Here is an 18,731-nt window from a genome sequence, read left to right as displayed (position 1 = left end):
AAGCATCAATTCAGGGATCAAACCATGCCCGACATCGCCACAAACGTCCTATCGATGGAAATCATCGCCGTTGGCATTATCACCATCCTTGCGGTCATAAGCCCCGGCCCAGATTTTGCCATGGTGACACGCATCGCCCTGACACGCGGGCGGCGTGCTGGGGTGCTGTGCGCGATTGGCATTGGGTCCGGGGTGTCCGTTCACCTTGCCTATACCCTGATCGGTTTGGGGGTGCTGTTTGCCAGCAATGTCTGGGTGCTTAACAGCCTGCGCTATCTTGGCGCGGCCTATTTAATCTGGCTGGGCTGTTCGGCCCTTTGGCCCGATGTCCGCAGTTTCCTTGGACGGTCCAAAAATCCAAAAACCACAACCAACACCACTTCTCACGCCACCCCTAACACCATCCCTGCCAGCACGAGCATAAGTGCCGCTTCGCCGGGCACGGATCAAAACAGGAACGGCTCAGCCTTTTGGATTGGGTTTGCGTGTAATGCGCTAAATCCCAAAACGATGTTGTTTATCGTATCGCTTTTCAGTCAGGTCATTTCGCCCAACACCGCAATAATGCAGGAAATCGGCTATGGGTTTTATATCGCCGCCTGCCACATGCTCTGGTTCGCACTGGTTGCGGTTGCGCTAACACTGCCATCGGTTCAGGCCCGCATTGCGGCGATTAAAACATGGATTGAGCGCGCTGTTGGCCTATGCCTGGCCGGTCTTGGCATCAAGCTTCTGGCCAGCTAAACCGAACTTTAACGAGATCAAGCTGGCCAACCGAAATCAGACAAACAGCATCTCGCCATTTTGCTGGGCGTCATTCAAAAACGTCACAACACCGCCCGTTTCAATCGAAAGCTCATCGCGGGTGGCTTGGTTTTCAAGGCCCAAGGCCCGCAAACCCATTTCGCACACCATGAATTTGGCATTAAGCGACGCGCACGCACCCAGCAATTCTTCGAATGTGCCAATCCCACGCGTGGCGTAAGACAAATCGATTGAGGTTGCTGTTGCCCCCTCGGCCTCTGTGCGCAGGTGACGCCAACCCGAAGGCGCCAAAAGCGCGCGGCTGGCTTCCATGGTGAAAAATAACGTCACATCGCGACCAGATGCCAGCGCGGCAGATGCCATTACGAGTGCGTAATGAACTTTTTCAAAACTGCCGGAAAACACCACCAGCGAGAGTTTTTTGGGACTTTGGGTCTCAGTGCTCATGGATCGAAAGGTCCTTGATCGTGGCGTTTTCTGAACAAATCGGGCACCCCGGATCGCGGGGCACCTTGATTTTACGATAAGACGCTGACAGCGCATCGACAATCAGCAACTGGCCCGAAAGCCCATCGCCAATGCCCATCAGTTCTTTAAGAACTTCGGTGGCCTGCATGCCACCAATCATGCCAACAACCGATCCCAAAACACCGCCCTGCGCACAGGATGGAATGGCATCTTCGGGTGGGGGAGCATGGTAAATGCAGCGATAACACGGATGGGGCGCGCCCAGATGGGCCTTAAAGGTCGAAACCTGCCCGTCAAATCGTAACGCTGCCCCCGATACCAATGTCTTACCCGCCAAATAGCAGGCGTCATTAAGCAAAAACCGCGTATCGAAATTGTCCGACCCGTCGGCAATCACATCATAATCAGCAATCAAATCCATCACATTGGTGGCATCAAGCCGGGTGTTATGGGCATTCACCGTCACGTTCGGGTTCATGTCGCGCATGGTGGCCTTGGCACTATCGACCTTGGCGGTGCCAATATCGCCCATGCCGTGCGCGATCTGACGTTGCAGGTTGGAAAGCTCGACCGTATCGGCATCGACAATGCCAATCGTTCCGACACCGGCGGCGGCCAAATACATCGCCAATGGCGATCCCAGCCCACCGGCCCCGACAATCAAAACACGTCCGCGTTTCAACTTCATCTGGCCCGTACCACCAACCTCTTTGAGGACGATGTGGCGCGCATAGCGCTGCACTTCATTTTCGGTGAAGTCAAAATCAGTCACGCGGGCGGGTTTCCTGTCAAAACGGCATTGGCAAAATAAAAGCTCTGACTTCTGGATATAGCGTGGCACGCATGTCGCTCAAGGATAAAGATTTGTTTTTCCGATTATTGCGGCCCGTCTTACGCCGTCTGCCAAGCGGCCCAAAGGCCAGCCGCACACATACCATCCCCATAAAAAAAGGCCCGGCGCATCCGCCCCGGGCCCGTATTTTATGTATTAAGCGTTCAGACAATCAGTCTGAAAACCGTGTTACTGCAGACCATCAAACAGCGGGGTCGACAGATAACGTTCGGCAAAGCTTGGAATGATAATCACAATGCGTTTGCCTGCATTTTCTGGTTTCTGGCCCAGTTCAATCGCCGCAGCAACCGCAGCACCAGATGAAATGCCGGTCGGAAGACCTTCAACAGACGCAAGCTTCCGCGCCGTGGCAAAGGCCGTTTCATTGCCAATGGTCATGACGGTATCGATAATATCTTTGTTCAGGTTGCCCGGAATAAAGCCAGCACCGATACCCTGAATTTTATGCGGCCCCGGTGCGCCACCGGAAATAACCGGGCTGTCTTCGGGTTCGACCGCAACCACCTGAATATTTGGGTTATGCTTTTTAAGCGCCTCACCAACGCCGGTCAGCGTACCACCCGTCCCGACACCGGCAACAAAGATATCAACGTTGCCTGCGGTGTCTTTGATGATTTCTTCGGCGGTGGTGTTGCGATGAATTTCCGGGTTGGACGGGTTGTCAAACTGCTGGAGCATCACCGCCCCATCAATCTCAGAAACCAGTTCCTCTGCACGGGCAACCGCCCCCTTCATGCCCTTGGCCGCCGGGGTCAGATCAATCGTCGCCCCCAAAAGCATCAGCATCTTACGACGCTCAATCGACATGCTTTCAGGCATGGTCAGGATCAGTTTATAGCCCTTGGCCGCCGCAACGAAGGCCAGTGCAATACCGGTATTGCCCGAGGTCGGCTCGACCAAGGTCGCACCCGGCTTGATCTTGCCGGACTTTTCGGCATTCTCAATCATTGCCATACCGATACGGTCTTTGACCGAGGCCAGCGGATTGAAAAATTCAAGCTTGCCAATCAAATCGGCTTTTACACCTTCTGATTCTGCCAGACGCGAAAGGCGCACCAACGGTGTTGCGCCGATGGTATCAAGAATGCTGTCGTAAATCTTGCCGCGAAACTCAGTCATGTTTTCCTCGCACTATTTTGTATTTTACCACCAAACACATGCTCAAACTGTATTTAACTGGCTATTGCCGCATGTCAAATGGGCTTTGGCTGTTTTTACAGTATGTCTTGTTTGGCGGCGTACCCGTTGTCTGTAAATTTAAATGAACCGCAGCGGTTTCTTGTTGATTAACAATACAATACACCGCTAGCGCCTCTAAAGCCTAAATGATGAAATCCGGTGATTCTTCGATCCCGCTGCGCAGGCCGGCATCACGTGCCCGATTGCACAAATCTTCGACCGTGATTTTGGCCAGTTGCTTCATCATTTCATCTTGCAACTCGCGCCACAGCGGGCGGACAACTTCCTTGCCCAGTGGCGATCCGGCTGGATCTTCAATCGGATCATCGGATGTTTCCATCGCCCGGATGACGCCAACGATATCGCAAAGCGTGATGCGACGGCGTTCACGCGCCAAACGATATCCGCCGCGCGGACCGCGCACACCGACCAAAATGTCGGCACGGACAAGTTGCTGCAATGTTTGCTCAAGGTAACGTTTCGGAATGCCCTGACGCGCGGTGATATCACGGCTTTGAACCGGCTCACCTGCCGCGTTATAGGCAATATCGACAACCGCCTCGATCGCAAACAGCATTTTCTTCGAAAGCTTTAACATTGTTTCTCTCTTAACTCCCCTGAGGTCCCGACATCCCCCCAGATGCCATCTGGACCTGATTTCGACAGAGTATTCTTTGTATCGATCCTTCCGGCGAACTGGCCGGAATTCTCCCTAAAAACCGGGGTGTTGATTAACGTGTTCCGGTCGAGCCAAAACCACCCGACCCACGCGCCGTTTCATCCAAATCATCGACCGCCTGCCATGCGACCTGTGTTACCGGGGCAACAACAAGCTGGGCAATGCGCATTCCACGTTCAATTTCAAAAGGCACGTCGCCGTGATTGATCAAAATGACTTTGATCTCGCCACGGTAATCGGCATCAATCGTGCCCGGACTGTTCAGCACGGTGACACCATTCTTGGCCGCCAAGCCAGACCGAGGGCGCACTTGCGCCTCAAACCCGGCAGGAAGGGCAATGGCAATGCCGGTTTCGATCATTGCCCGTTTGCCCGGTGCAATGACCTGCAGCCCGTCAATCGCGGCCTGCAAATCAACCGCGGCTGACTGTGCCGTGGCATAATCGGGCAGGGGCAAATCCGCCCCATGGGGCAGTTGTTTCAAATTGACGGTCAAACGCGTCATTGTTGGTCCTTATCTTTATATCTATCGCCACCCAAAGGGCGTCTATCGCGATGCCTGTGTGGCGTTATGTCGTTCCCGATGCAGCCGCATCAGGAAAAATGGTCAATGATCCGCGCGGTCAAAGCCCGGGCAATACCGGTTTTGCTTTGACGTGGCCAACGTTCATCGCTTGTGTCGTCATCACCTGAAATCAGGCAAATTTCATTTTCATCGCCGCCAAATGTGCCGGTATCAGGCGCAACATCATTGGCCAGAATCCAGTCACATCCTTTGCGGGCACGCTTGGCCCGCGCATGTTCGGCAACATTTTCCGTTTCGGCAGCGAAACCAACGACAAGTGCCGGGCGATTTGGGCCGGGCGCACTTAACGTCGCCAAAATATCGGGATTTTCCAAAAGCTTCAGATCGGCAATGACACCTGATCCGTCTTTTTTCATCTTTTGATCTGCCGTATCGGCGGTGCGCCAATCGGCAACCGCGGCGGCAAACACCGCAATATCAGCAGGCTGTGCATTTTGCACCGCCGCCAACATCTCACGCGCGGTTTCGACCCGCACCACATTCACGCCCGCCGGATCAGCAATCGATACCGGGCCAGACACCAACGTCACATCCGCCCCCGCCTGCGCCAAACTTTCGGCAATGGCATGGCCCTGCTTGCCTGATGACCGGTTGGCAATATAGCGCACCGGGTCAATCGGCTCATGGGTGGGGCCACTGGTCACAATCGCCTTTTTACCCAAAAGCGGCTTGGGTGCGTCAGATGCCTCAAGGAAATCAAGCACGCTTGCAATGATCTCGGCAGGTTCGGCCAAACGACCGGACCCGACTTCACCGCACGCCAAGTCCCCGGCAGACGGGCCAACTCGTATAACACCACGGCTTTCAAGGGTCGCGATATTGGCTTGGGTCGCGGGATGATTCCACATTTGCACATTCATGGCCGGGGCAATCATCACCGGCTTGTCTGTCGCCAACAAGGCGGTTGTTGCCAAATCACCGGCCTGTCCAGTGGCCATTTTTGCCAGCATATCCGCACTTGCCGGGGCGACCAGAACAAGGTCGGCCTCACGCGAAAGGCGGATATGGCCCATTTCCGCTTCATCGGTCAGGGAAAACAAATCCTGATAGACCTTATTTTCGGTCAGGGCTGCAACCGACAATGGGGTAACAAATTCAGCACCCCCTTTTGTCAGGACCGCGCGGATGTTAATGTCGCGGTCTCTAAGCCGACGGATCACCTCAAGAACCTTATAGGCGGCAATGCCGCCCGAGATGATCAGAAGGATACTTTTGCCGGTTAGAGCAGTTTTCACTGTGGTTACCAATTTTCTACGGTTAAGAAGTGTGGTTAACCTACATTGTCGCATGATCCGGTGCAAGCACCCAAAAAAGGCAATTAAAAACGCCGCAGATCCAAAAGACCCGCGGCGTCAAAATACGCGTTTTAGACAAAGTACTTAGCGGCCAAAGTGCTTAGGGAACGGTATAGAGCATCCCGAACCACTGCCACCGCCCTTTCGGGCCAAGTGCTGTGCAATTTATCCGCCAGCGCCCAGATGACACGGGGCCATCCATCCGGATTTCGACCCGTTCATCCCCCAAACGGTTCATGGTGGCTTCCCCATCCGACGGGTAGCACGACACGTTCCGTTGCGGTTTTTTCAGCGTAAAGCCAAAGGCCGGTGGATTGCGCTTTAAGGTATAATCGCTTGGCGTTACGTCACTGACCCGAAGCGGCAGGGAATTTGCCGCCAAGGCAAAACGATCCATCGCCCCATAATGCTCATTTAGCGCAAAGCGCGGCAGATACATGAAATCTGACTCGTCGCTCATTGCACCACTTTGCTGGCCAAAGGCCGCCTTGTAACCGGCTTCCTTAACGGCCTTAACGACGTCAGCATCCGCTTCGCCATAGGGGTATGCAAAGATATCCGGCACAAAGCCAAGCTCTTGCTTAAACCGCTCCGCCGAGTGGGCAAGTTCCTTTTTCACCCCAGCAAGACCAAGCTCGGGCAGATGGGCATGGTTTGCACTATGGCCGCCAATTGTCGCACCACCGCGCACCAAGTCACGGACCATGTCCCACGTCATATAGTTGGAATAGCCCGCATCAAGCTGCTCGGTTGAAACAAACACCGTGAACGGAATGTTGTTTTTCTTGAAAACCGGCCACGCCAATTCATAGACAGAGCGATACGCATCATCAATCGTGATCCCGATTGCCCGGTCGGGCAAACCGCCACCGCCTTGAAGGGCCGCAACAATATCGGAAATCCCCATCACCGTATAACTGCCATTGGTCAGTTCTTTGATGTGGGCGTTGAACTGTTCGGCGGTGATGTTGGTCGATGGGTATTCATCTTCGCCAAACCGATGATACATAAACACCACAGCCGATTTGGCATCCCCTGTGGGGACATCCGCCACCGCCTTCTTTGCGGTCGCATCATCTGCGGACTGTGTCGCTGTCTTTTCGGCTTGATCGGTTGTGTTTTGCTGTGTCGTCGCGGTATCGGACGTCACCGACTCCGACGTCGCTTGCGTTGTTTGCGCGTCGGTCGGCTGCGTGTCTGCCGATTGCGCCAGCGCATGACCAGCAAAGAATGTCAGTCCCACAGCGAACGCAGCACCGAAAGCCATGCCGCGCAGCATGGTGTTGTCTTGCAGGCTTGTCGACGCGGCGGCGAACCTGTGCCCTTTGGCGTCAATTTTCATTTCTGTTTCCAGTTTTCTGCGAACCACTCCTCGCGGTGGATACCTGGTTCAAGGTACCTTCCCGCACCCCTGCAACCTTGGTCACGGGGGCCGTCCCGTTTTCCAGGATCGCCTTTAATATGAAAAATACCAGTGAAACACTTGTTTTTCCACATTTCATGTGCTCGCTTGTGAATTCAACCTAAACACATAAATTTATGCCAGTGTTTCAAATCGTAAAATCTGCGAGGTTCCATGCTTAATTCTGATGCGTTTGATCTTTTGTTTAACAATGCACGCACCTACAACGACTGGCTGGACCGGGATGTTGATACCAGCCTTCTTAAAAAGGCTTGGGATTTGACCGTAATGGGCCCAACCAGCGCCAATTGCGAGCCAATGCGCGTAACGTTCGTCAAATCACCAGACGCCAAAGAACGGCTCAAACCCTTCCTGGCAGAAGGCAATGTGAAAAAAACCATGACAGCGCCTGTCACCGCGATTGTGGCCCATGACATGGAATTTTACGAAAAACTGCCTGATCTGTTTCCCCATGCAGATGCCCGGTCTTGGTTTGCCGGAAATGCAGACGCGATCAAAACAACCGCGTTTCGCAATGGAACGCTGCAGGCTGGTTATTTCATTCTGGCTTTGCGCGGACTTGGTCTTGATTGCGGGGCGATGTCTGGCTTTGACAACGAAAAACTCGATGCGGAATTTTTCGCCAACACCCCGCTCAAAAGCAACTTTTTGATCAATATCGGCTATGGCGACGCATCGACCCTGTTTGAACGCAGCCCACGCCTGACCTTTGATCAGGGTGCCGAAATTCTCTAGGCCCTTTGCCACGCTTGTAAATTCGCCCGCAAAAGGCATCTGATAAAGACACGAAAACGGTGTCTATGTGATATGATCCGTCTGTGGCCCGATAAAGGCCGCAGACGGATTTTTTCAATCGCGCCAGCGTCTTGAAAACTGTCATCAAACTTTTATTTGATCTTTACGCACGCGTAACCATTTTAGGTCCACTTTAGACCTTCGTATCGGACAAGATCGCGATACCACCTGAACAGGAGCATCAATTGGGCTTTCGCCAATTGTTAATGACAGCTTTGGCTGTTGCCTTTCCAGCGGGCATTGTCTTTGTCGTCCTTGCGGCGATGGAGAAGCTTGGCTGGGGCACTGCGATGATCGCAGCGACGCTTTCCTGGTTGGGCATTGCTGCGATACTGCGCATTTATTTTGGCGATTTGCGCCGGGTTGCGCGCTATGCGACCGATCTTCGCGACCAATTTTCCGGCACACCGCCGCAACATCTTTCATTTGGTGCTGCGTCTGAACTGTCGTCCCTGTACACGCAGATCGCCACCGCGTTTCGCGAACGTATCGCCGATTTGGAAACCCAAACCAGCACCGATGCCGAAATCCTCGATCACCTGCCAAATCCGGTGGTGATGGTGAACCAGCACCGGGTTGTCACTGGGTTTAATCAGGCCGCCAAGGGACTGTTTCACAGTCTGGAAACCGGGCGGGACTTAACCCGGTTCATCCGTGACCCCATCCTTTTGGATGCGTTTGATGATGTCGCCAACGAACGCGAAACCATGAAACATGCCGAATTTATCCTAGCCAGTGACGCGCACCGTCATTTTGACGTGCTGACTGCACGCCTGCCTGCGGCAACCGGTGACCGGAACTTTGTGCTTAGCTTCTCGGACCTGACCGAACTTCGCAAACTCGAACAAATGCGCGCCGATTTCGCAACCGATGCCGGCCATGAATTGCGGACACCACTTTCGGTTCTGCTGGGCTTTATCGAAACCCTCGAAGGACCGGCAAAAGACGACCCGGACGCACTCGCACAGTTTCTGCCCGTCATGCGCGATCAGGGTCAGCGCATGCAGCACCTGATCGAAGATTTGCTGTCACTTGCCCGGATTGAACTTAACGAACATACCCCGCCGTCCGAGGATTGCGACGTTGGTAAAATCATTGGAAAAGTGGCCGAAACCCTTGCGATGAAGGCCGACGCCAAGGGCATGAAAATCCGCGTTGATCAGGATCTTGAAAACGCGCAAATGGTCGGTGACGAAAAAGAACTGACACAGGTCTTTGTCAATCTGGTTGAAAACGCCATCAAATACGGCCATGCCGACAGCAATGTCGAAGTATCAATCAGCTTGGCGAAAAACGCTCCCGGTGCCTTGGCCCGGTTCCGCCATGATCGTGTCATGGCCGTTGCCATCCGCGACCATTCAGACGGCATTGCCCGCGAACATCTGCCCCGCCTGACCGAACGGTTTTACCGGGTCGATACCGCACGATCCCGCGCGGTTGGCGGTACGGGGCTTGGCCTTGCCATCGTAAAGCACTTGGTCCAACGCCACCGCGGCACGATGCAGATCGACAGCGAACAGGGCGTCGGCTCGGTCTTTACGGTCTATTTGCCCGCCAAGGCCGACGACAATGTGCGCAAATTGCATTCCGCCTAAAACTTTTTTGCTTCGTCGTGGATGAAGCGATCCGTAAACAATCCGCGACAAAATGCTGATTTATCAAAACATATATCCAAATAAAAAAGGCCAGCACCGAAATGCTGGCCTTTGTGCGATAGTCGAATGTTTTGATCGTTTCGATTACAGAATAAACTTCGAAAGATCGGTATCCTTGGACAGTTCTTCGACCTGTTCACGGACATAGGCACCGTCGACTTTAAACGTCTCGCCCGCGCGGTCCGTCGCGGTGAAGCTGATCTCATCAAGCAGCTTTTCCAGCACCGTATGCAGGCGACGCGCGCCGATATTTTCGACCGTTTCGTTCACAATCGCCGAAATACGGGCGATTTCGTCAATCGCGTCGTCGCTAAAGTCCAGCGTGACATTCTCGGTCTTCATCAACGCAACATATTGCTTGATCAGGGATGCTTCCGGTTCCAGCAGGATGCGGCGGAAATCGCCTTCGGTCAGGGCTTTAAGCTCAACCCGGATCGGCAAACGGCCCTGAAGTTCCGGCAACAGATCAGATGGCTTTGCCAAGTGGAACGCGCCCGAGCAAATGAACAGGATATGGTCGGTTTTGACCGTCCCGTGCTTGGTCGAAACGTTCGTTCCTTCGATCAGCGGCAGCAAATCACGCTGCACACCTTCACGCGATACATCGCCACCGCGCTCTGCACGGGCGGTGATTTTGTCGATCTCGTCGAGGAACACGATGCCGTTCTGTTCGACATTTTCAATCGCCTCGGCGGTGACTTTGTCATTATCAAGAAGCTTGTCACCTTCTTCATCGATCAGACGTTCAAACGCCTCGGCAACGGTCATGCGTTTGGGTTTGGTGTTATTGCCAAACGCCTTACCAAACATGTCGTTCAGGTTCATCATGCCCATCTGCGCACCCGGCATGCCCGGGATATCGATGGTCGGCATCGATGCGGAACTGCTTTCCTGAACATCGATTTCGATTTCTTTATCCTGCAACTCGCCTTCGCGCAGCATCTTGCGGAATTTCTGGCGGGTATCGGCCGATGCGTTCTCGCCAACCAGCCCATCAAGAATACGTTCCTCGGCCTGCATTTCAGCTTTGGCACGCACACTTTTGCGCATGGCTTCGCGGGTCAGATCGATGGAAACTTCGACCAGATCACGCACAATCTGTTCGACATCGCGCCCGACATACCCAACTTCGGTGAATTTGGTGGCTTCGATCTTGATGAACGGCGCATCAGAAAGCTTGGCCAAACGGCGCGCGATCTCGGTTTTACCCACCCCGGTCGGACCGATCATCAGGATGTTTTTGGGCAGAACTTCATTGCGCATGGTGTCGTCAAGCTGCTGACGGCGCCAGCGGTTCCGCATCGCAACGGCGACGGCGCGCTTGGCTTCTTTCTGGCCAATAATGTGGCGATCCAGTTCGGAAACCGTTTCGCGCGGGCTGTAATTCTGGGTCATTTTGGTGTTCCGTGTTGTTATTGCGACGGATGCATGGTCAAGGCCCGAAACGGCACCCTGATTATTTCGCATCCTCGATTTTCTCAAGCGTGACACTGCCATTGGTGTAAACGCAAATATCACCGGCAATTTTCATTGCCTTGCGGGCGATTTCTTCGGCGCTCAAATCCGTGTCAACCAAGGCCCGTGCGGCAGACAATGCATAATTGCCGCCTGATCCGATAGCGATAATCCCGTCTTCGGGTTCCAAAACGTCCCCTTGACCGGTCAAAACCAACGAAATGTCCTTATCGGCAACCGCCATCATGGCTTCAAGCTTACGCAAATAGCGATCTGTCCGCCAATCTTTGGCCAGTTCGACACAGGCGCGCATGGTTTGCCCAGGATGACGATCCAGCTTGGCTTCAAGACGCTCAAGCAAGGTAAACGCATCCGCCGTTGCCCCGGCAAAACCAACAATGATGTCGCCCTTTTGACCGATCCGGCGGACTTTGCGCGCATTGCCCTTAATCACGGTTTGGCCCAGCGATACCTGACCGTCACCAGCCACCACGACCTCATTACCCTTGCGCACAGACAAGATCGTTGTGCCATGCCAGCTTTGTTGTTCGCTCATGAATTATCCTTGAATGTCATCGTATGCTTCGGTCAAGAGTTAGCACGGCAGACGCCCCGGTCAAGGGCAGATGGCCCATTACGGCCCAATACAAAGCCAAAGTCAGACCCAACATGTCGGTACCTAAAAGCCCGCAACACTGTTTCAATGCAGCCATGCCCAAAAAATTCAAAGCACATCCGCTACGATTGCTTTACCCTTTAGGCATCAAAAATTTCAAAAAACACAGGACCAACCCGCATGAGCAGCACCGATCTTTCCCAAACCCATCTTGGCAAATGCATTCTCGCCGGGCAGGGCAAAATCAAGGCGGATCTGGTTCTGCGCAATATCGGGTTGCTTGATGTCATCACCGGCAAGGTCACTGTGACCGACATCGCCATTGTCGGCGACCGCATTGTCGGCACCCATGATACCTATCACGGGGATACCGAAATGGATTGCACCGGCAAATTCGCCGTGCCGGGCTTTATCGATACCCACCTTCATATCGAAAGTTCGCTTGTCACCCCGCTTGAGTTTGATCGCTGTGTGCTGCCCCATGGGGTGACAACGGTGCTGTGTGATCCGCACGAAATCGCCAATGTGCTGGGTGCTGATGGCATTAAATATTTCCTCGAATGTTCTGACCAAAGCATCATGGACATCCGGGTGAACCTGTCATCCTGCGTTCCGGCCACCGCCTTCGAAACCGCCGGTGCGCGGCTTGAAATCGAAGACCTGTTGCCGTTCCGCGACCATCCCAAGGTCGTTGGTCTGGCGGAAATGATGAACTATCCCGGCGTGCTGAACCTCGATCCGGGCATCATGGCAAAGCTCGAAGCATTCCAGAATGGGCATATTGATGGCCATGCGCCGCTGGTCCGCGGCCTTGATCTGAACGGGTATATGGCCGCGGGCATTCGCACCGACCACGAAGCCACCTCGGCCGAGGAAGCACGCGAAAAACTTGCCAAGGGCATGGCGATCCTGATCCGCGAAGGATCGGTTTCCAAGGACCTTGAAGCACTGGCTGAAATCTTGGACGAAAACAGTTCAAGCTTCGTGGCCCTGTGTACCGATGACCGCAACCCGCTTGATATCGGCGAAGAAGGCCACCTTGATAGCTTGGTCGAACGCCTAATTGGCCACCTTAAAGCCCGCAATTGCCCGATCCATCATGCTTATCGCGCCGCATCGCATTCTGCAGCCCGTATTTTTGGCCTGCGTGATCGTGGCCTGATCGGACCGGGCTGGCGTGCGGATATCGCGATTTTGGATGATCTTGAGACCTGTAACGTGGTCGACGTGATTGCGGCAGGCCGTCACGTCACCAACGATTTGTTTGCGGGGCGCAAAACCATCGCCCCGGTCGGCTTGTCATCCATGAAGGCCACCCCGGTTGATGCGGCGGCCTTTGCCTGTGATCCCAAACCGGGCCAAAACCAAACCCCGGTGATTAAGGTCAAACCGGGCCTGATCCTGACCTTCCGCGACGAAGCGACCCTCGAAATTGGTGATAATGGCCTCAAACCCGATCTTGATAACGACGTGATCAAAGTTGCCGTCGTCGAACGACACGGCATCAACGGCAATATCGGCAGAAGCTTCGTCCGCGGTTTTGGCCTGAAACGCGGTGCAATTGCTTCCTCGGTCGGCCATGACAGCCACAACATCACCGTGGTTGGCGCCAATGACGCCGATATGGCTGCTGCGGTCAATCGCCTGATTGAAATGGGCGGCGGCTTTGCGGTTGCCGATGGCGGCACCGTCACGGCGGAACTGGCTTTGCCGGTTGCCGGCCTCATGAGCACGGAGCCCTTTGAGGCGGTCGAAAAAGACCTGATTACCCTGCGCGCTGCGGCCAAGGATTTGGGCTGTGTGCTGCCCGAACCGTTCCTTCAGGTCGCGTTCCTGGCCCTTCCGGTCATCCCGCACCTTAAAATGACGGATCGCGGCTTGTTTGACGTCGATAAGTTCGATTTTGTCTGATTTTGCCAAAATTTGTAGACGGGCATTGGATGCTTGAAGGACCGCAGGTACTGTTTTCATGGATTTAACCGCCATTACTTGGCCGGTTAAACTGGTATTTGCGCGACTTTGTTGCTAAATACGTCCCAACATATGCATCCCTATCTGCAGGAAAGGAGCTTTGCATGCGCAAGGCCCGCGTTGAGCGTAATACAAACGAAACTCAGATCTCGGTTGAACTGAACCTTGACGGGACCGGCGTTTATGACGTCGAAACCGGCGTTGGCTTCCTTGATCACATGCTCGAACAGCTTTCGCGCCACAGCCTGATGGACCTTAAAGTCCGGGCCAAGGGCGACCTGCATATTGATTTCCATCACACCACCGAAGATGCGGGGATCGCAATCGGCGAAGCCTTTGCCAAGGCGCTTGGCGACAAAAAGGGCATCAACCGATATGGCAGCTGCCTTTTGCCGATGGACGAAGCCCTGACCCGTGTGGCCCTTGATATTTCAAGCCGCCCGTATCTGATTTGGAATGTGAACTTTAACCGCGACAAGATCGGCGACATGGATACCGAGCTGTTCCGCGAATGGTTCCAGGGCTTTGCCCAGGCTGGCGGCATCACGCTGCATGTCGAGAACCTCTATGGCGAGAACAACCACCATATCGTCGAAAGCGCTTATAAGGCGCTGGCACGGTCCCTGCGCACGGCGATCGAAATTGATCCGCGCAAATCCGATGCCATTCCGTCGACCAAGGGTGTTCTTGGCGGATCGCTTTGATCCTTTGCTATGATCTGATGTGATCCGCTAAAGATCGGAACATTGCCGGGGCCTTTTACCCCCGGCACGACCAGAAAATCGGTTTTCGATGCAGGTTTATACAGTCCATATCCATCCCGGCGACGCCGACCCGATGGAAAATGCCGTCCTGATCCGCGAAGGTTTCAATTTTTGGGCCTTTTTGCTGACGGGTGTGTGGGCCCTGTATCATCGGCTTTGGCTTGGCTTTGTTGCCATCGTCGCGGTTTCGGCGGTCTCTGGTCTTTTGGTTTCATTGCTGAATGGCGGCCCGGAAATGGATTTTGCCTTGGCATTGTTGACCGGGATTGGTGTTGGCCTAATCGGCAATGACCTTCGGCGCCGCAAATTGGCGGCCAAAGGTTGGAAAATGGTCGATATTGTTGCCGGAAAGAATGTTTCGGACGCGGAATATCGTTGTTTTGCCAATCTGCGATCTGCCCCATCCGGCCCCGTGGCATCCGTTCCTGCGGCGTACCCTGTACCCGCGCCAAATGTTGTCTCCACCCCCTCAATCGGGAGCCCATCCTACCCATGAGTGTTGCGATTATTGATTACGGTTCGGGCAATCTGCGCTCTGCGGCCAAGGCGTTTGAACGCGCCGCGCGTGAAACCGGATTTTCCGACAATATCATTGTTACCGATGATCCCGAAAAAGTCCGCAATGCCAGCCATATCGTGCTTCCCGGTGTTGGGGCCTATGCCGATTGCCGTGCTGGGCTTGATGGTGTTACCGGCATGGTTGACGTGCTGACCGAACAGGTGATTAAGGGCGGAAAGCCGTTCTTTGGCATCTGTGTCGGCATGCAATTAATGTCGTCGGTCGGGCGCGAATTTGTCACCACCGACGGACTTGATTGGATCAAGGGCGAAGTGGTCGCAATTGAGCCAAGTGACCCGTCGCTTAAAATCCCGCATATGGGCTGGAACGAGCTGGTGCTCGATAAGGCCGGTAAATCACACCCCGTCCTGAACGGCATTTCAGATGGCGATCACACCTATTTCGTGCACAGCTATCACATGCATGTGGAAAATGCCGATCAACGTTTGGCGTCGGTATCCTATGGCGGCGAACTGACCGCCATGATCGGACGCGATAACATGGTCGGTACTCAGTTCCACCCGGAAAAAAGCCAGAAAACCGGACTTACCATCATTGGTAACTTCCTTGGATGGAAACCATGACCGCACCAAGCGATATCATTCATCCCGGCGTCATTGCCGAACACGTGACCGAGCTTTCAGCCGGCGATCTGTCTGACATTGTCGATGCCTGCACCCAGGCAATCGTCGAAGGCGGCGGTTTTGGCTGGCTCAACGCGCCGGACCGTCCGGAAATGGAAAAATACTGGCGCGGGGTTTTGTTAATGCCCGGTCGGCATTTGTTTGTATCGCGCGTCGATGGCGTGATTTCCGGGGCGGCGCAATTGCTTGAAACGCCTGCCAACCTCGAAGCACAACGCCATTCCGCCCAAATTAGCAGCCACTTCGTTGCCCCTTGGGCACGTGGACGCGGCAACGGCAAGGCGATCGTGCGGTCGATTGAATATTTCGCCCGTGAAGCGGGCTATAGCGTGCTGAAACTAGACCTTCGCGAAACGCAAGAAGCGGCCATCGCATTGTATAATGGGCTGGGTTATGTCCGTTGGGGAATCAATCCCTATTACGCGATGATCGACGGCAAAATGGTCGAAGGCTACTACTACACCAAAAAAATACAGGACATGGACTCGTGAATCTTTATCCCGCAATCGACCTCAAAGACGGTGCCTGCGTTCGCCTTTTGCGCGGCGACATGGACAAGGCCACCGTGTTTAACAACGATCCCGGCGCACAGGCTGGTGAATTTGTCGCTGCTGGCTGCCACTGGGTTCATATTGTTGACCTGAACGGGGCCTTTGCTGGTGAACCGGTCAATGGGGCGGCGGTTGATTCCATTCTGGCCGCAGTCGACGGCAAAGCCCAGACCCAGCTTGGCGGCGGTATTCGCACCATGGATACGGTTGATTACTGGCTCAATAAGGGCATTACCCGCGTCATTCTGGGCACAGTCGCCCTTCGCGATCCCGACTTTGTCAAACAGGCCTGTGCGAAATGGCCGGGCCGGGTTGCGGTCGGCATTGATGCGCGTGATGGCTATGTCGCGGTCGAAGGTTGGGCCGAAACATCCGAAGTCACCGCCCTTGAATTGGCCAAAAAGTTCGAAGATTGCGGTGTTGCCGCCATCATCTTTACCGACATTGATCGTGATGGTGCGATGGGGGGTCCAAACATTGAATCCACCGTGGCCCTGGCATCTGAAATCTCGACCCCGGTGATTGTATCGGGCGGGGTATCGTCGCTTGACGATCTGATCGCGGTCAAGGCCCACACCGATGCGGGTATTGATGGCGCGATTTCCGGGCGCGCCCTTTATGATGGCCGCATTGATCTGACTGCTGCCATCGCGGCATTGTCCTAACGCTTTGAACAGGAAACCGACCATGCTCAAAACCCGTGTCATTCCCTGTCTTGACGTCAAGGACGGCCGCGTCGTCAAAGGGGTGAATTTCGTTGATCTGATTGATGCTGGTGATCCGGTCGAACAGGCGCGCATCTACGATGCCGAGGGCGCGGATGAGCTGTGTTTCCTTGATATCACCGCATCCAGCGACAACCGCGACACCATCTTTGATGTGGTCGCCCGCACCGCAGAAGCCTGCTTTATGCCGGTAACCGTGGGGGGTGGGGTACGTACCCTTGAAGATATCCGTAAATTGCTGCTTGCCGGCGCGGACAAGGTTTCAATCAATACCGCGGCGGTCAAAAACCCCGATTTCGTGCGCGAAGCCGCGCGCAAGTTCGGATCGCAATGCATTGTCGTTTCCATTGATGCCAAATCAACCGGGCCGGATAAATTTGAAATCTTTACCCATGGCGGGCGCGAACCGACCGGGATTGATGCCGTTTCGTTTGCAAAACAAATGGTTGAATATGGCGCGGGTGAGCTTCTTGTCACCTCGATGGACCGCGATGGGACGCAGTCGGGCTTTAACATCCCGCTGACCAAAACCATTGCCGACAGTGTCCATGTGCCCGTCATTGCATCGGGCGGGGTCGGAACCCTTGATCACATGGTCGAAGGCGTGCGTGACGCCCACGCATCGGCGGTTTTGGCCGCATCGATCTTCCATTTTGGCACCTACCGCATCCGTGAAGTCAAAGACCACATGAAGGCCGCGGGAATCCCCGTGCGCGAGGAATAAGGGCCGATCATGACCGATCAATCAAAACACATGCTTGATGCGCTTTACGCGACCGTGGCCGACCGCAAGGGTGCGGATCCATCCACCAGCTATACCGCCAAGCTGTTTGCCAAAGGCACGCCGAAAATCGCCCAGAAAGTTGGCGAGGAGGGTGTTGAAACCGTCATCGCCGCCCTGGCCGAAACGCCCGATAAGGTCGCATCCGAAAGTGCTGATCTGCTGTATCACCTGATGGTGCTTTGGGCCGATCAGGGCGTAAAACCGCAAGACGTTTGGGACATTCTGGCCGAACGCCAAGGTATTTCCGGCATCGCCGAAAAGGCATCACGCCCGAAAGACTAAAAACGCCCAACGTCGCTTATCCGGAACACCAGCAGGCCGGACCTTGGCGAAGCCATCTTATTTGCATTCGGAGCCGCGGCAGCATGCACTCCCGTGACTCCGATAGTGGCTTAATACCGCGCAACGCGGGGCCAATCGCCAACCTGCGCCCGCCATGGAAGTCAGCCCCGCCAGCAAGCCACAACTGCCAGCGCCGTGGTAATTTTCCAAAATCCAAATTGCGTCTAAAGCCAAGCCTGTCCAATATGGCAACCAGACATCACATTTAGCGACCCTCAGCGATCAGGAGCCCCAAAATGGCCGTCCCCGCCTATGACCCGGAAAACATCTTTGCCAAAATCCTGCGCGGCGAAATCCCGTGCAGCAAGGTCTATGAAGATGATTACGTGCTGGCCTTTAACGACATTGCGCCACAGGCCCCAACCCACGTTCTGGTGATCCCAAAGGGCGCCTACACGTCCTATGACGACTTCGCGCTTAATGCCTCGGACGAAGAAATCATCGCCTATACCCGCGCCATTGGCAAAATTTCCAAGGCCGCTGGCGTGATCGAAGACGGCTACCGCCTGATCGCCAATACCCGCGACCACGGCCGCCAAGACGTCCCGCACCTGCATGTGCATATCATCGGCGGCGAGAAACTCGGCCTGATGCTGCCAAAGGCATAAGACAAACAACCGGC

The 18,731-nt window shown here is 54.6% G+C and carries 21 protein-coding genes; 12 read left to right on the top strand and 9 right to left on the bottom strand.

Going from position 1 to position 18,731, the window contains the following annotated elements; all coding sequences use genetic code 11:
• Positions 1–24 precede the first annotated feature (24 nt).
• Positions 25–744: a LysE family translocator gene (locus HCZ99_RS04310; protein ID WP_167445600.1), complete on the top strand. Its 720-nt coding sequence runs from the start codon at positions 25–27 to the stop codon at positions 742–744.
• Positions 745–780: 36 nt separating this feature from the next.
• On the opposite strand, the gene HCZ99_RS04305 is transcribed toward HCZ99_RS04310, so the two are convergent.
• The 7 genes from HCZ99_RS04305 to HCZ99_RS04275 all read right to left on the bottom strand — a co-directional run bounded on the left by HCZ99_RS04305 (position 781) and on the right by HCZ99_RS04275 (position 7,167).
• Complete coding sequence (locus HCZ99_RS04305) at positions 781–1,212, bottom strand: DsrE family protein (RefSeq protein ID WP_167445599.1); 432 nt, start codon at positions 1,210–1,212, stop codon at positions 781–783.
• On the bottom strand, positions 1,202–2,005 hold the full coding sequence (locus HCZ99_RS04300; protein WP_167445598.1) for a HesA/MoeB/ThiF family protein: 804 nt from the start codon (positions 2,003–2,005) through the stop codon (positions 1,202–1,204). Before HCZ99_RS04300 ends, HCZ99_RS04305 begins: the two co-directional genes overlap by 11 nt.
• A 249-nt stretch (positions 2,006–2,254) precedes the next feature.
• Entirely contained in the window at positions 2,255–3,205 is a 951-nt protein-coding gene (cysK, locus tag HCZ99_RS04295) for a cysteine synthase A (RefSeq protein WP_167445597.1), read from the bottom strand.
• 202 nt (positions 3,206–3,407) lie between these two features.
• Positions 3,408–3,863 carry an RrF2 family transcriptional regulator gene (locus HCZ99_RS04290; RefSeq protein WP_167445596.1) on the bottom strand — a complete coding sequence of 152 codons (456 nt, stop codon included), beginning with the start codon at positions 3,861–3,863 and terminating at the stop codon, positions 3,408–3,410.
• A gap of 133 nt (positions 3,864–3,996) precedes the next feature.
• Positions 3,997–4,449: a dUTP diphosphatase gene (gene dut, locus HCZ99_RS04285; RefSeq protein ID WP_167445595.1), complete on the bottom strand. Its 453-nt coding sequence runs from the start codon at positions 4,447–4,449 to the stop codon at positions 3,997–3,999.
• A gap of 89 nt (positions 4,450–4,538) precedes the next feature.
• Positions 4,539–5,765 (bottom strand): bifunctional phosphopantothenoylcysteine decarboxylase/phosphopantothenate--cysteine ligase CoaBC, encoded by a 1,227-nt coding sequence (gene coaBC / locus HCZ99_RS04280; protein WP_368484223.1) that lies wholly within the window; start codon positions 5,763–5,765, stop codon positions 4,539–4,541.
• 160 nt (positions 5,766–5,925) lie between these two features.
• On the bottom strand, positions 5,926–7,167 hold the full coding sequence (locus tag HCZ99_RS04275) for a polysaccharide deacetylase family protein (RefSeq protein ID WP_167445593.1): 1,242 nt from the start codon (positions 7,165–7,167) through the stop codon (positions 5,926–5,928).
• Between the two features lie 234 nt (positions 7,168–7,401).
• On the opposite strand from HCZ99_RS04275, the gene HCZ99_RS04270 reads away from it, so the two are divergent.
• Complete coding sequence (locus HCZ99_RS04270; RefSeq protein ID WP_167445592.1) at positions 7,402–7,983, top strand: malonic semialdehyde reductase; 582 nt, start codon at positions 7,402–7,404, stop codon at positions 7,981–7,983.
• A gap of 245 nt (positions 7,984–8,228) precedes the next feature.
• Positions 8,229–9,638, top strand: a complete 1,410-nt coding sequence (locus tag HCZ99_RS04265) for an ATP-binding protein (RefSeq protein ID WP_167445591.1) — start codon at positions 8,229–8,231, stop codon at positions 9,636–9,638.
• Between the two features lie 144 nt (positions 9,639–9,782).
• On the opposite strand, the gene hslU is transcribed toward HCZ99_RS04265, so the two are convergent.
• Positions 9,783–11,093, bottom strand: coding sequence for an ATP-dependent protease ATPase subunit HslU (hslU, locus tag HCZ99_RS04260; protein WP_167445590.1), 1,311 nt, complete (start codon positions 11,091–11,093; stop codon positions 9,783–9,785).
• A gap of 61 nt (positions 11,094–11,154) precedes the next feature.
• A complete protein-coding gene (gene hslV, locus HCZ99_RS04255) occupies positions 11,155–11,709 on the bottom strand; it encodes an ATP-dependent protease subunit HslV (protein ID WP_167445589.1) in 555 nt (184 codons plus the stop codon).
• Positions 11,710–11,949: 240 nt separating this feature from the next.
• On the opposite strand from hslV, the gene ade reads away from it, so the two are divergent.
• From ade to HCZ99_RS04210, 9 genes are all read left to right on the top strand, one after another.
• Positions 11,950–13,680, top strand: a complete 1,731-nt coding sequence (gene ade, locus HCZ99_RS04250) for an adenine deaminase (RefSeq protein WP_167445588.1) — start codon at positions 11,950–11,952, stop codon at positions 13,678–13,680.
• Between the two features lie 164 nt (positions 13,681–13,844).
• Positions 13,845–14,444 carry an imidazoleglycerol-phosphate dehydratase HisB gene (gene hisB / locus HCZ99_RS04245; protein ID WP_167445587.1) on the top strand — a complete coding sequence of 200 codons (600 nt, stop codon included), beginning with the start codon at positions 13,845–13,847 and terminating at the stop codon, positions 14,442–14,444.
• Positions 14,445–14,532: 88 nt separating this feature from the next.
• Positions 14,533–15,000: a DUF2628 domain-containing protein gene (locus tag HCZ99_RS04240; RefSeq protein WP_167445586.1), complete on the top strand. Its 468-nt coding sequence runs from the start codon at positions 14,533–14,535 to the stop codon at positions 14,998–15,000.
• Positions 14,997–15,647, top strand: coding sequence for an imidazole glycerol phosphate synthase subunit HisH (gene hisH, locus HCZ99_RS04235; RefSeq protein WP_167445585.1), 651 nt, complete (start codon positions 14,997–14,999; stop codon positions 15,645–15,647). The genes HCZ99_RS04240 and hisH overlap by 4 nt, the downstream gene beginning before the upstream one ends.
• The gene (locus HCZ99_RS04230) at positions 15,644–16,198 is read left to right on the top strand and encodes a GNAT family N-acetyltransferase (RefSeq protein WP_254869422.1); all 555 of its coding nucleotides are present in this window, start codon (positions 15,644–15,646) and stop codon (positions 16,196–16,198) included. The genes hisH and HCZ99_RS04230 overlap by 4 nt, the downstream gene beginning before the upstream one ends.
• Positions 16,195–16,923 carry a 1-(5-phosphoribosyl)-5-[(5-phosphoribosylamino)methylideneamino]imidazole-4-carboxamide isomerase gene (gene hisA, locus HCZ99_RS04225; protein WP_167445583.1) on the top strand — a complete coding sequence of 243 codons (729 nt, stop codon included), beginning with the start codon at positions 16,195–16,197 and terminating at the stop codon, positions 16,921–16,923. Before HCZ99_RS04230 ends, hisA begins: the two co-directional genes overlap by 4 nt.
• Before the next feature lie 22 nt (positions 16,924–16,945).
• The gene (hisF, locus tag HCZ99_RS04220; protein WP_167445582.1) at positions 16,946–17,707 is read left to right on the top strand and encodes an imidazole glycerol phosphate synthase subunit HisF; all 762 of its coding nucleotides are present in this window, start codon (positions 16,946–16,948) and stop codon (positions 17,705–17,707) included.
• 9 nt (positions 17,708–17,716) lie between these two features.
• Positions 17,717–18,049, top strand: a complete 333-nt coding sequence (locus tag HCZ99_RS04215; RefSeq protein WP_167445581.1) for a phosphoribosyl-ATP diphosphatase — start codon at positions 17,717–17,719, stop codon at positions 18,047–18,049.
• Positions 18,050–18,345: 296 nt separating this feature from the next.
• Positions 18,346–18,717, top strand: coding sequence for a histidine triad nucleotide-binding protein (locus HCZ99_RS04210; protein WP_167445580.1), 372 nt, complete (start codon positions 18,346–18,348; stop codon positions 18,715–18,717).
• Positions 18,718–18,731: the final 14 nt, after the last annotated feature.

The sequence above is a fragment of the Thalassospira lucentensis genome, assembly GCF_011806425.1.
Taxonomy (GTDB): domain Bacteria; phylum Pseudomonadota; class Alphaproteobacteria; order Rhodospirillales; family Thalassospiraceae; genus Thalassospira; species Thalassospira lucentensis_B.
This window is presented reverse-complemented; position numbering and strand designations above follow the sequence as displayed.